Raw genomic sequence first — 13454 nt, forward strand, 5'->3', positions numbered from 1 at the left:
GTGAACATCGGTGAGATCGCAGAGAGGGCCGGTGTTTCGCGGAGCACCGTGTCGTACGCGCTGAGCGGGAAGCGCCCCGTGTCCGAGGACACTCGTCAGAGGATCCAGCGGGTCATCGATGAACTGGGCTACCGGCCCAACGCGAGTGCGCGGGCGCTGGCCAACGGCCGGACCAGCACCATCGGCCTGGTCTTCCCGCCGGCCGGGAACCATTACACGGGGATGCAGCTGGATTTCATCGGCAGCGTCACCGAGGCCGCCGCGGCCTATGACTACGACGTGCTGCTCTCCCCGAGCGGTGCGGACAGCGACCGCTCGTTCCAGCGGCTGCTGGGCGAGCGGCGGGTCGACGGCGCGATCCTGATGGAGATCAGACTGCGGGACGACCGGCTCGACCATCTCGCCGAGCTGGATTTCCCCTCCGTTGCGATCGGGCGCACCGCGAACCCGCAGGATGGGTGGTGGGTGGGCTTGGACCATACGGCCCTGGCGGCGGCCTGCGTGCACCACCTGGCGGACCTGGGCCACAGCCAGGTCGCCTTCGTCAACCGGCCCGGGCAACTCCTGCGGGCCGGCTACGAGTCCGCGCACCGCGGCCTGGACGGCTTCACCAAGGCCGCGGCCGAGCGCGGGCTGACGACACGGACGTACTGCTGCGGGGACGACGCCGCGTCGGGCCAGTCCTGCCTGGAACAGATCCTGCGCGACGAGCCGGCCACCACGGCTCTGGTCACCCTGAACGAGGCCGCCCTGGGCGGCCTTTACCGGGGGCTCGCCCAGGCGGGCCGCCATGTGCCCCGCGACTTCTCCGTCACCGGCGTGGTGGCCAGCAGGTGGGCGCAGACGGTGACCCCGCAGCTCACCGCGGCGGACGTACCCGCGGAAGAGATGGGCCGCCTCGCTGTCGAGCTGCTCGTGGAGCGGATCGACCACCCCGACGCAGCGGCCCGCAGCCATCTGCTCGCGCCACCGATCTCACTACGAGCGAGCACCGCGCCCGCAGCCACCGGGCCCAGCGACCCAGCTCCGGACCTCGGTGCCCCCACGCACCCCTGACCGCCACCCCGAACAGTCATCCTTCGATCACCGCGCCCGCTCGGCTCGGCCGCGCTGCTCACCCCCCGATCCCATCAGCTTCCCCGCCGATCACCCCTCCCAGGGCACACCTGTGCCGATCCGATGGCACACCCGTGCCGAAAACCTTGAGGAAACCCAATGAACAGCTCTGCCAGACGGCGTCGTATGACCGCCGCGGTCCTGACCGTCGTCGCCGTCACCGCCGGCGCCACCGCCTGTTCCTCCGGAACAGGCGACACCTCCACGAAGGGCGCCGGCGGCACGTACACCATCTGGGACCCGTACCCGCAGTTCGACAAGACCTCGGCCTGGGCGAAGCTGCTGGACGGATGTGGCACCAAGGCCGGCGTGAAGATCAAGCGGACCGCCTTCGACACCAGCGACCTCGGCAACAAGGCGCTGCTGGCAGCGCAGCAGGGCAACTCCGCCGACGTCCTGATCGTCGACAACCCGGTGGTGTCGACCCTGGCCGAGGCGGGGGTGCTCACCACCACCGCCGACACCAAGCTCGACACCTCCAAGGTCGACCCCAACCTGCTCGCGGCGGGACAGTCGGGCGGCAAGACCTACGGCACACCCATCGGCGCCAACACCCTCGCCCTTTACTACAACAAGAAGGTCCTGAAGGCGGCCGGTGTGGACATCGCCTCCGTCAAGGACTGGACGTCGCTGACAGCGGCGCTCGCGAAGATCAAGAAAGCGGGCAAGAAGGGCATCACGTTCTCCGCGATCGGCACGGAGGAGGGCAGCTTCCAGTTCCTGCCGTGGTTCTGGGGGTCGGGCGCGAAGCTGACCCAACTGGACTCCGCGCAGGCGGTGTCAGCGCTGTCGCTGTGGAAGGACTGGCTGAAGAACGGCTACGCCCCGAACTCGGTCCTCAACAACACCCAGACCACCAGCTGGCAGGAGTTCGCCGGCGGTGACTACGCCTTCGCGGAGAACGGCACCTGGCAGCTGGCGGGGGCCAAGAAGGCCGGCATGGACTTCGGGGTGATTCCCGTCCCGGCCGCGACCGGCGGCAGTGCCGCGGCCCCGACCGGCGGCGAGTTCGTCACGATCCCGGTGCAGAAGGACACCGGCCGCTACGCAACCTCGGAGAAGCTGGTCGCCTGCCTTTCCAACAGCGCGAACCTGCTCGAGACCGACACGACGCTGTCCTACGTGGCCCCCACAGGTGAGGTCCAGGACAAGCAGGTGGCCGCGGACCCCGACCTGAAGCCGTGGGTCGAGGCGGTCAAGGCGGCCAAGGGTCGCACCAGCGACGACCTCGGCACCAAGTACCCCAAGATCTCCGAGCAGATGTGGAAGGCCGTGCAGTCGGCCCTCAGCGGCTCGAGTTCGGCCGAGGACGCGCTGTCGGCGGCCCAGTCCGCCGTCAAGTGACCCCAGGATTGTCCGGATCGTACAGATGACGCACTCGACACAGCTGCCGGACCTCCGATCCGCGCACGCCCGGAGCGGGGCGGCCCAGGCCGCCCCGGCCCGGCGCGGCAGCCGCAGACGGCGCCGGCCTACATCCCCGCAGTGGGCAGCCTGGGGATTCCTCGCCCCGGTCACGCTCTACCTCGCCGTCTTCTACGCCTATCCCCTCTACCGCAACCTGGACTTGAGCCTCCGTGACTACACGGTGCGTTCCTTCGTCCAAGGCGACGCCCCGTTCACCGGCCTGGCGAACTACCGCAAGGTCTTCGCCGACCCGACCTTCACCCCGGCCCTGCTGCACACCGCCGTCTTCACCGCCGTGTGCCTGCTCTTCCAGTACGCCATCGGGCTCGCCCTCGCCGTCTTCTTCAACCAGCACTTCCGGCTCTCCGCCACCCTGCGCGCCCTGTTCCTCGTTCCCTGGCTGCTGCCGCTGATCGTGTCCGCCTCCACCTGGTCGTGGATGCTCAACAGCGACTCCGGCGTCGTCAACGCGGCCCTGCACGCCGTCGGTATCGGGCCGGTGAACTGGCTCACCTCGCCGTCCTGGTCACTGACCTCGGTGATCATCGCGAACATCTGGATCGGCGTGCCCTTCAACCTGGTCGTGCTCTACAGCGGCCTGCAGTCCATCCCCACGAGCCTGTACGAGGCCGCCGCCCTCGACGGGGCCAACACCTGGCAGCGCTTCTGGCGCATCACCTTCCCGCTGCTGCGCCCGGTCTCCGCGATCACCCTGCTGCTGGGCCTCGTCTACACACTCAAGGTCTTCGACATCATCTGGATCATGACCAAGGGCGGCCCGGCGGACTCCTCCACCACCTTCGCCACCTGGTCCTACCAGCTCGGCTTCGGCAACCTGCTGCCCGCCTTCGGCCCGGGCGCGGCCGTCGGCAACCTGCTCGTGGTCGCCGCGCTGGTCTTCGGCCTGGTCTACGTCCGGGTGCAGAGAAAGCAGGCGCTGTCATGACCGGAATCCGCGGGCGTACGCGGCTGAAGACCACGATCGGGGTCCTGCTGACCGGGGCCATGCTCTTCCCGGTCTACTGGATGGTCAACGTCTCCTTCACCCGCGACCAGGACATGCGCAAGAGCCCGCCCGACCTGCTGCCCCTGCACGGCACCCTGGCCGGCTACCGCGCCGTCCTCGACGAGCAACTGCCCTACCTCGGCACCAGCCTCATCATCGGCCTGGGCACCGTCGCCCTGACCGTCGCCCTCTCCGCCCCCGCCGGCTACGCCCTGGCCAAACTGCGCCCCCGCGGCGCGGGCATCATGAACTTCGTCCTGCTGGCCGCCCAGATGATCCCCGGCATCATCATGGCGATGGGTTTCTACGCCATCTACCTCCAGCTCGGCCTGCTCCAGTCCGTGCCCGGACTGATCGTCGCCGACTCCACCCTGGCCGTGCCGTTCGCGGTCCTGATCTTCACCGCGTTCATGTCCGGCATCCCCGGGGAACTGCTCCAGGCCGCCCAGATGGACGGAGCCAGGACCTGGCGCACCTTCTGGTCCATCGTGCTGCCGATCAGCCGCAACGCCGTCGTGACGGTGTCCCTGTTCGCTTTCCTGTGGTCCTGGTCCGACTTCGTCTTCGCCAGCACCCTCGTCAACGGCGGCGCTCACGAGCCGATCACCCTCGGCGTCTACCACTACATCGGCAACAACAACCAGCAGTGGAACGCCATCATGGCCACCGCCGTCGTCGCCTCCCTGCCGGCCGCCGTCATCCTCGTCCTCGCCCAGCGCTACGTCGCCGCCGGCGTGACCGCCGGCGCCGTCAAGGACTGAGCCCCCAACCCGCCACATCGACCGGTCGGTTGCCGGTCAACTTGGCTGCCCCCTGCCCTAGAAACGAGTCACGCCATCATGACCGCCGCCCCGCACGGCCCGGCCTTCTCCATCCACGACATCCCGTTCAGCACCCACGGATCCTGGTTCGGCATCTCGCCCGTGGTCGCGGAGAAGACGTACGCCGAGGACCTCCACCTCGTCTCGCACCAGAACGGCATGCACGCCGTCCTGCGCCTCGTCCCTCTGGACGCGGCGACGTGCGAACGGACAGAGACCCGCGTGGAGGCGACCCCGGGCCTGCTCAGCTGGACCGGTACGGACGGCCGCATCGACCTGGCATATGAGTCGCCGGACACCGTCCTCCTGCGGGGCGACAGGCTGGGGCTGCGTATCACCGCGGCGGCGAAGGCCCTCACCCCCTTCAGCGGAACCTACTTCTACCGCGACCCGGTGGACGGTGCCCACACGTTCACCTCCTACGAGACCGGGCGCCGCTACCGGATCACCGTGCTGTCCGGCACGGTCGCCGAGGTGTCCGGTTCCCAGGCCCTGGGCGCTGGGGACCGCGGCCTCACGGTCACCGCTGCGGCCGACGGATCGTGGCAGGTCGCCATCGAGGAACTCGACAGTGCGCGACAGCCCTACTGCTCCTCGGCGGCGTTCAGCGAGGTCACACAGGCCGCGCGGCGATCGTTCGCCGAGTTCGCCGACGCAATCGCCCCATGGCGCTCGCAGGACACCCCCGCGGCCGAACTCGCCGCCTACGTCCTGTGGTCCGCGACGGCACGCCCGGCGGGCATGGTCACCCGGCCCGCGGTGCTGATGTCCAAGCACTGGATGGACAAGGTCTGGAGCTGGGACCACTGCTTCAACGCCCTCGCCCTGGCCCCCGGAACCCCGGCCCTGGCCTGGGACCAGTTCTCACTGCCTTTCGACCACCAGGACGCCGGCGGCGCCCTGCCCGACTCTGTCACCCACTCCGAGGTCCTCTACAACTTCGTCAAACCGCCCATCCACGGATGGGCCCTCCATCACCTGCGCGCCCGGCTTTCCGAGCCTCTCAGTCGAACCCAACTCGCCGAGGCCTACGAGCGACTGGCGCGCTGGACGGACTTCTGGCTCGTCGCACGGCGCGCACCCGGAGCCACCCTGCCCCACTACCAGCACGGAAACGACAGCGGCTGGGACAACGCCACCACCTTCGACCCCGAACGCGTGAGGGTCACCGCCGACCTCACCGCGTTGCTGATACTCCAGCTGGACGAACTGGCCCGGCTCGCCACCGAACTGGGCTTCCTGGAAGATGCCCAGCACCGCACCCGGACAGCCGACGCCCTCCAGGTCGCCTTGCTGGACGAGCTGTGGGACGGCGAACGGTTCCTGAGCCGGCCGGCCCACGACGGCACCCCCGCCCCAAGCTCCAGCCTGCTCGACCTGATGCCCATCGTGCTCGGCGACCGCCTGCCGCCCCAGGTCAGCGACCGACTGGCCGCACAGATCGAAGCCCACCTCACCGCGTTCGGCCTGGCAACCGAACACCCCGCCTCCCCGCACTACGAACCCGACGGGTACTGGCGCGGCCCGATCTGGGCCCCCGCCACCCTCCTCATCGAAGACGGCCTGCGCCGCGCCGGACACGAACACCTCGCGAACGAGATCAGCGCCCGCTTCCGCGCCCTGTGCGAAACGTCCGGCTTCGCGGAGAACTTTGACGCCCTGACCGGCCAGGGGCTCCGCGACCGCGCCTACACCTGGACCGCCAGCAGCTACCTGCTGCTGGCCCGCGACCACCACCACCGCCACGCGGACGCCGGGGCGGCCACCACCGTCGCCTGACCCGCGAGCGAGAAACCCACCCACACGTCCGGCACGGGGGCCGGCACAGCAATAACCAGCCGCATCCCTGAAGGGACGTAAGCACATGCCAGCAATCGGGCAAAGACGCTCGGCCGCGAGACGCCTTTTGCACGGCGTCGCGACGACGCTGCTTCCGCTGACCCTCGTCGCCGGTGTCATCGCCGTGACGGCGACGCCGGCCTCCGCCGCCAATCCCACCCTCACCGTCGACCTGGGCACCACCACCGGGGCCTTTCGCGGCGGAGCCTCCGGGGCGCTGTACGGCCTGTACGGCCAGGACGTGCCGACGAACAACCTCATCGAGGGGATGGGGCTGAAGACCACCAACACCAAGGCCCAGGACGGACAGCAGCACCCCGGCTCGGACGCCTTGGAAGTCGCCAAGCCCTTCGCCGACAGCGGCGGCGGGGACGTCATGATCTACATGACGGACGTGTACCGCACGTTCAGCTACGAAAGGACCAGCTACGCCGCCTACCAGGCGGCCATGAAGACCCAGATCGACCAGATCCTGGCGAGCCCCTACAAGGACCGCATCGTCCTCGTCCCCTACAACGAGCCCGACGGCATGTGGTTCCAGGGCATGCGCACCCAGTCGTCGCCGCTGGCCGCCTTCGAGTCCGAGTGGCTCCAGACCTACAATTTCATCAAGAACCTCTGGCCCCAGGCAAGGATCGCCGGCCCCAACCTCTCCAGCTACACGGAGTTCGCCTACAAGGGCTTCCTCACCTACTGCAAGGCCAACAACTGCCTGCCGGACGTCGTGACCTGGCACACCCTGGGCAGCCCGGCGGACGTCCGCAGCACCGTTGACAACTACCGTGCGGCCGAGACCTCGGTGGGGCTTTCCTCACACCTGCCGATCAACCTCAACGAGTACGCCCACAACTACCACCTCACCGACCCCGGCCAGATGGTGCAGTGGATCGCGGGCATCGAGGACGAGAAGATCGACGGCAACCTGCCGTACTGGAACATCAACGGCAACCTCGGCGACTCCGCCGCGGCCCAGAACACCCCCAACGCCCAGTGGTGGCTGTACAACTGGTACAGCTCCATGCGCGGCGGCAACACCGTCAAGGTCACCAGCACCGGAGCCAACGCCGCGTACACCCTCCAGGGCGTGGCGAGTCTGGACACGGCCAAGAAGCAGGCCCGCGTCATCCTCGCCGGGGGCGGCACCAGCGGTGCCTCCGACACGGTCATCAAGAACATCGACCCGGCGGTCTTCGGCAGCACCGTGCACGTCAGCGTGTTCCAGGACCGCAACAGCGGCTACATCGGCGCGGCGGCCACCCCGACCCGGCTCTCCGACGCGGACGTCGCCGTGGGCTCCGACGGTTCGATCACGGTTCCGATCAGTCTCGACGCGATGTCCGCGTACCAGGTGATCGTCTCCCCGGGCGGCACTGGCAGCTCAACTGCCTCCGACAGCACCTGGCGTGCCACGTACGAGGCCGAGAACGCCACGCTCAGCGGCAGCGGTTACAACATCAACACCGAGGGCACGACCGGCAACGTCGGCAAGCACGCCACCTCCGGCACCAAGGACGTCGGAGGCCTGCGCACCAGCTCCACCACGGTGATCTCCTTCCCGGTGTCCGTCCCCACCACCGGCGACTACAACCTCTCGGTGTTCGGCAACAGCTACGCCAAGGACCCCGACGTCAAGGGCCCGACCAACATCTACGCACGGGTCGACGGCGGAGCGTCGACCAGGATCGACATTCCCGCCGCCTTCCAGTGGGTGATATGGGGGCACGCCGACGCCACCGTGCATCTCACCGCGGGCAGCCACACCATCACCCTGGCCACCACCGGTGACAACGGCGCGACGACCGTCGGCGACGCCATCATCGACAAGATCGACCTCCAGTACGAGGACGCCTCCGTCCAGGGCACCACGCTCTACGAGGCCGAGCAGGCGAACCTCTCCGACAGCGCCACCGCCACCTACACCTCCCAGGGCCAGTCCGGCGCCGGCGCGGTGAACCTCACCTCCGGCAAGTCCGCGACGTTTTGGGTCTACTCCGCACGGGACGGATACGCCGACCTGACGGCCCGCTACCGCAACACCGGCCAGGCCGACCTCACCGTCAACGGGAGGACCGTCAACGACCAGACCCTCTCCGGCGCGACGACCGGAGCCTGGTCCACCTCCACCAACCGGGTCTACCTCAACGGCGGCATCAACAAGGTCAAGGTGACCGGCACCAGCGGCACCCTGGCCCTGGACGACCTGGCCGTCACCCCGTTCAGCGCCACCGACCCGGTCACCACCGGAAACGTCGTCACCTACCAGGCCGAGAACGGCACCCTCACCGGCACCGCGGCCGTGGACAACACCTACAGCCAGGCCAACGGCGGTGTCGTGACCGGCATCGGCAACGGAACCGCCAACTCCCTGACCCTCAACGTCAACGCGCCCTCGGCCGGCACCTACGCCATGACCATGCGCTACGCCAACAACGAGGAACTGCCCTCCAACCACTACAACCCCGACCTGTACGCCGAGCACGCGGACGTCAGCGTCAACGGCGGCACCGCCACCCGGGTCAACTTCGCCAGCACCCTGCACTGGAACCAGTTCCAGAACTACACGGTCCCCGTGACCCTCACCAAGGGCGCCAACACCGTCAAGTTCACCGCCTCACAGCTCTACAACTGGGACGGCACCACCATCGGCGTGGTCTACTCCGGGGGCGGCAGCGACATCGGACAGCCCATGCGCTCGAGCTCCGCACCCCACCTCGACCAGGTCTCCTTCGCGCCGGCGAGCCTGCACATCGGCGCCGCGGCCGGCTTCTCCTCCACAGCCGTCGCCCAGCACAGCGGGCTCTGCCTGGAGGACCCCGCCCAGTCCACCGCCGACGGCACCCAGTACCAGCAGAACACCTGCGGCACCGGACAGGAGCAGATCTTCGACTTCCACCCCGTCGCCGGCACGTCCGACACCTACACCGTCGTCAACCACTCCAGCGGCAAGTGCCTGGACGTCAGTGCCCTTTCCACCGCGGATGGGGCCGCCGTCCAGCAGTGGACCTGCCTCAACGGCACCAACCAGCGGTTCACCCTCCGGCCGGTGACCGCGCTCGGCAACAGCCACGACTACCAGCTCGTCGCCGTGCACAGCGGCAAGTGCGTCGACGTCAGCACCATCTCCACCGCGCCCGGCGCCCTCGTCCACCAGTGGACCTGTGACACCGGGAGCACACTGACCACCAAGAAGAACCAGATCTGGAGGCTCTCCGGCAAGGACTGACCAGCAGCGGACCCCGCTCCCTGTAACACGCGAGAGGGCCACGACCAGATTCGGTCGTGGTCCTCTATAAAACTCGGCCAGCGGTGCGGGCGATCACGCGCGGGCGTGTAAGCGTCCCGGTTGGCCCAGTCCCTCGACTTGGTGTACGGGGTCCGCACCAGGACCGCCGGGAAGGGGCCGTGGCCGGTCGGGCGGTAGACGTCGCCGTCCAGCGCCGTACCGTCGCGCATCCCGAGCGCGACAAAACGAACCACAGTCTGCCGCCGTGAAGCAGTGAGCATCCCTGACATGAGAGATCCGGGAAAGCCACAGAGAGACCGACCACCGGCATAAGCCGCAGCGCCTCAAAGCAGGTCGCCCCGTTAAGGGTCGGGAGCTCACACCGCCTGCCCTCGCACTCCGGCAGAAGAACCCAGCCCTCTGGCGATATATCCGGCGGTCGTACAGCCCAAAGGTCGATCGATCAGGCACTCACCACCATGGACAGGGCCGCCAAGACGTCGCGGTCGGCGTTAAGGACACGGGCGGCCACCGAGGCCACTCGCTTCCGGCTCCGACGGCTAAGCCGGTCTCGCGGCACTCGGCCGCCGACGGCATCCCGCCGCGACGCGGAACACGACCCGCGCGTAAAAAACAGCCCTCGTTTAGGGCCGGCGAACCGATCTTGACCTGACCGATTCGGAAAGCGACGAGCCAGGACTGCCGGCCGATCTTCCTACGCAATCCGATGCCGGTCCATATTGCCGCTTTCTGTCTTGCATTGCAGTCGTGGCCTGGCTATTGCTCGGGAGAAATGCGAGCTGCACTCTGCTGGTGGCACACCAGGCCCTTCCTCCACGGGCTGTCATGCCAGGCCCCCCCGAGACGGCAGCAAGTAGCCGCACAATCTGACACAGGCAGCAGAACGGTCCAACCGCCCTCAGCCCCGGCTCCCTCAACATCGGCCAATCACGAGCTGCAAGCCACAGACACCGCAGGTCAGAGGCACTCCAACTCGCCTTGCGGCCCTCCTGCCGCCATACAGAGGCCCCTGACTGGCGCGCATCCGCTACGCTATCCCTGGTCAGCCGTTGGTACGTGACGTTGTCCGCTCAGATGACCGTGCGGAGAGCGTTGCACCGCGTCTGACCAGCGGGCTTGTACTCCTCGCTGAAGATCCACATGCTGGATTTTCAACAAGGTTTTCCACAAGCCCCCGCCTTCGTAGCTCAGGGGATAGAGCACCGCTCTCCTAAAGCGGGTGTCGCAGGTTCGAATCCTGCCGGGGGCACAGTGCGTTCGCGCTCTCGCTGTTACACGGCCTCGGACTTCTGGTCCGGGGCCGTTTTGCGTGCTCGGCGGGCGCGGCTCAGTCGACGGAGGCGGGTGTGAGTGGCGTCAAGGGTGGGCCCGGCGTGGATGGATCAGTAGGGCACGGCGGAGGAGTACGAGTCCTGGTCCGAGGAGCAGTGCGCCGGTATCGAGATCACGGGCGGCATGGTTCGTGGGTCCGAGTCAAGATCTTCCGCTCACCACATGTCGTCCGGACGTGGTCGTGTACCGGGTGGGCACCATCTCACCCGCCCCGAAGACGTGCTGCTGGTCGCGGAGGTGGTGCAGCCAGGCTCGCCTTCTACTGGCGGATCGAGCAGGTCGCAACCTCAAGGGACCTCGGCCAGGTCTGGCCCGTTGGGGGCCGTGCCCAGCAGGTTCCCGCCACTGCGAAGTCAGCCACGGTTGCCGGGGCGCCAGCTGCGGGTGGCCAGGCGTTCTGCCAGGAGGTAGTGGGTCAGGAGGGAGAGGAACCAGGTCACCGCTGTTCCGACCAGGAACAGGGCCAGGGGGTGGAGGCCGGGGCGGCCTCGTTCGAGGAGCCAGTAGATCGGGAGGTGCAGGAGGAAGAGGGGGGCGGACATGCGGCCGACCTCCGTGAGGAGGTCGGTGGAGAGGAGGCGGGACAAGGGGCCTCGTCCGGTGCAGAGGGTCGCCGTGAGTACGGCCGTGCTCGCGACAGCGGCGGCCAGGTACTGCTGGTTCCTGTGCGGTGCCGCGCCCCCCAGCACCGCCGACACCGCCACCGCCGTCGCCGCCGCGAGGCCCGTCGTCGTCAGTAGTGCGGCCGTACGGCGGGACAGGGGGCGGGTCGTGCGTTCGGCCAGGTGGACGCAGCAGGCCGCGATCGCTCCCGCCGGGAGGGAGAGGGGCTGCATTCCGATGTTTGTAGCGCCGAGGTCCAGGCCGTGGAGGGGGGTGCCCTCCACAGCCGCTGCCGCTGTCGCCATCACGAACGTCGCCGTCAAAAGCGACGTCACCAGTACCAGCCCCGTAAGTCTCCGGCGCGCCAGCAGGCAGAGGCAGGCCAGGAGGAGGGACCACGCCAGGACTGAGCGTGCGGTGACGTCGAACAGCCACAGCGGGGTCAGCGGTGAGGTCGGCGTGGGCGCCGTGTCCAGGGGGTGGCCCTGGAGCCAGTCGGACCAGCCGCCGTAGCCGAGCAGTACGGAGGGGAGTTGGCGGGTCAGGTCGCGGAAGAGCCGGGGGGAGTCGAGTGCCCAGCTGATCGTGAGGGTCAGGCCCAGCGAGATGAGGAGGGCCGGGGCCAGGCGCTTGGTCCTGCGGGTCAGGAAGCCCAGGACGCCTGCCTTGCCGGTTTCCGTGGCCCTTCGGAGCAGGGGCAGCGTGGTGAGGAAACCCGAGAGCACCAGCAGGACGTCGACGCCCGTGCCGCTCCAGGAGAACCACCGTCCGCCCACGCCGGTGTCGTGCAGCAGTACGGCCAGTACGGCCGCGCCCCGTAGTCCGTCCACGGCGGAGTACCGCCGCCCGCTCACCGCACCCGCGGAATCCCGGTCCGGGTCGGCGGCAGCAGCGGCGGCAGCAGCAGGGCGGATCATCAGGCGGAGGCGGAGCGTGTCGTGCTGTTCGTTCATCTCGGCCAGGTCCGGAAGCAGGAGGTGAGGGCGGACTCGGCGGGGCGGCCGAGGAAGGAGGTGAGGGAGTCCGAGGGGGTGGCCGGGTCGGCGTGGAAGTCGAGGTTCCACCAGTACAGGCCCGCCATGTCCCGGTCCCGGGCGACCTGGCAGGCCGCCTCGAACCAGCGCTTCTGGACCGTGAAGTCGGGCTGTCCGCCGCCCTTCCAGACGGCCGGGTGCCGGTAGGCGCCCTTCTCGGCGATGATGCCGACCTCGCTCAGCACGATCCGGGGCAGCTTCCCGGTGCTCTTGCGGTCCAGCCAGCGCTCCCAGCCCGCGGCGATCTGCGCCACGGTGGCGTCGTCGCCGAGCCCCGAGAGGGGGAAGTAGGCGTCCACGCCCAGGTGTTCCACGGGCACGGGCACGTGCCGGGAGACGTAGTCGTCCCAGTTGGCGTCGTAGGACAGTTCGCCCCGGAACAGCCGGCGGGCCGCCGCGATCAGCGTGCGCCAGTGCTGGTCGTCCTCCAGGCTGGTCATTTCCACGCCGAGGACGAAGGTGTTCGCGTGGTGGCGGGCCGCGAGGGTGAGATAGGGCCGGAGGAAGGCCTCGTAGGAACGGAACCAGGCCGTCCTGTCGGTGGGGGCCAGGGAGCCGCGCCAGGCCAGGGGGTCCTGGGCCACCAGGCTCTTCTCGTCGAGCAGGGGGCGCACGGTGATGCGCAGGCCGGCCGCGGCCGCCGTGTCCAGGAGCATCGCCAGGTGTCGTACGGAGGGGGTCTCCGCCGAGGCGGTCACCCGGCTCGCCGTGGGGCCGGCGGTCACGAAGGGAAACGTCACCGAGAGTGCGTTCATGTGCTTGCCGACCATGTGGTTCACCAGGCGCAGGGCGTTGGTGCGCACGGACGCGTCGGTCTCGCCGGGGTAGGCGTACCAGAGGACCTGCGCGCCGAGTTGGGGGTCGCCGGGGCGCCAGGGCCGGGCGACCTTCGCGGGGGCCGGGGTCCGGCTCGTGGGTGCCGGGGTCACCGGCTGAGCGTTCGTGGAGACACACCCCGCCGTGAGCAGGAGGACAAGCACCACGAGGCCGTAGAGACGCACCGGCACGACATGGCCGTAGAGCACGACACGGCCGTAGAAACGTTTCCGCAT

General features: G+C 68.8%; 8 protein-coding genes, 1 tRNA gene and 2 pseudogenes. 8 read left to right on the forward strand and 3 right to left on the reverse strand.

Annotated elements, in window-relative coordinates:
• The 6 genes from AC2XR2_RS19595 (at nt 1) to AC2XR2_RS19620 (ending at nt 9412) form a co-directional block, all read left to right on the forward strand.
• A complete protein-coding gene (locus AC2XR2_RS19595; protein ID WP_491515835.1) occupies nt 1-1056 on the forward strand; it encodes a LacI family DNA-binding transcriptional regulator in 1056 nt (351 codons plus the stop codon).
• Nucleotides 1057-1215: 159 nt separating this feature from the next.
• Nucleotides 1216-2460 (forward strand): sugar ABC transporter substrate-binding protein, encoded by a 1245-nt coding sequence (locus AC2XR2_RS19600; RefSeq protein WP_491515836.1) that lies wholly within the window; start codon nt 1216-1218, stop codon nt 2458-2460.
• 25 nt (nt 2461-2485) lie between these two features.
• Nucleotides 2486-3469 (forward strand): carbohydrate ABC transporter permease, encoded by a 984-nt coding sequence (locus tag AC2XR2_RS19605; protein WP_491515837.1) that lies wholly within the window; start codon nt 2486-2488, stop codon nt 3467-3469.
• Nucleotides 3466-4290 carry a carbohydrate ABC transporter permease gene (locus AC2XR2_RS19610; RefSeq protein WP_491515838.1) on the forward strand — a complete coding sequence of 275 codons (825 nt, stop codon included), beginning with the start codon at nt 3466-3468 and terminating at the stop codon, nt 4288-4290. Before AC2XR2_RS19605 ends, AC2XR2_RS19610 begins: the two co-directional genes overlap by 4 nt.
• 78 nt (nt 4291-4368) lie before the next feature.
• Nucleotides 4369-6129, forward strand: coding sequence for an amylo-alpha-1,6-glucosidase (locus AC2XR2_RS19615; protein WP_491515839.1), 1761 nt, complete (start codon nt 4369-4371; stop codon nt 6127-6129).
• Nucleotides 6130-6214: 85 nt separating this feature from the next.
• Complete coding sequence (locus tag AC2XR2_RS19620; protein ID WP_491515840.1) at nt 6215-9412, forward strand: RICIN domain-containing protein; 3198 nt, start codon at nt 6215-6217, stop codon at nt 9410-9412.
• 113 nt (nt 9413-9525) lie between these two features.
• Here AC2XR2_RS19620 and AC2XR2_RS19625 read toward each other — a convergent pair.
• Nucleotides 9526-9702 (reverse strand): annotated as a pseudogene (locus AC2XR2_RS19625) (CocE/NonD family hydrolase); the annotation flags it as partial.
• A gap of 907 nt (nt 9703-10609) precedes the next feature.
• On the opposite strand from AC2XR2_RS19625, the gene AC2XR2_RS19630 reads away from it, so the two are divergent.
• A tRNA-Arg gene (locus AC2XR2_RS19630) sits at nt 10610-10682 on the forward strand.
• Nucleotides 10683-10810: 128 nt separating this feature from the next.
• A pseudogene (locus AC2XR2_RS19635) lies at nt 10811-11029 on the forward strand (Uma2 family endonuclease); the annotation flags it as partial.
• Between the two features lie 89 nt (nt 11030-11118).
• Here AC2XR2_RS19635 and AC2XR2_RS19640 read toward each other — a convergent pair.
• Nucleotides 11119-12321 carry an acyltransferase family protein gene (locus tag AC2XR2_RS19640; protein ID WP_491515841.1) on the reverse strand — a complete coding sequence of 401 codons (1203 nt, stop codon included), beginning with the start codon at nt 12319-12321 and terminating at the stop codon, nt 11119-11121.
• Nucleotides 12318-13454 carry a glycoside hydrolase family 113 gene (locus AC2XR2_RS19645; protein WP_491515842.1) on the reverse strand — a complete coding sequence of 379 codons (1137 nt, stop codon included), beginning with the start codon at nt 13452-13454 and terminating at the stop codon, nt 12318-12320. Before AC2XR2_RS19645 ends, AC2XR2_RS19640 begins: the two co-directional genes overlap by 4 nt.

Source organism: Streptomyces sp. LS-MS-L19, from assembly GCF_058382285.1.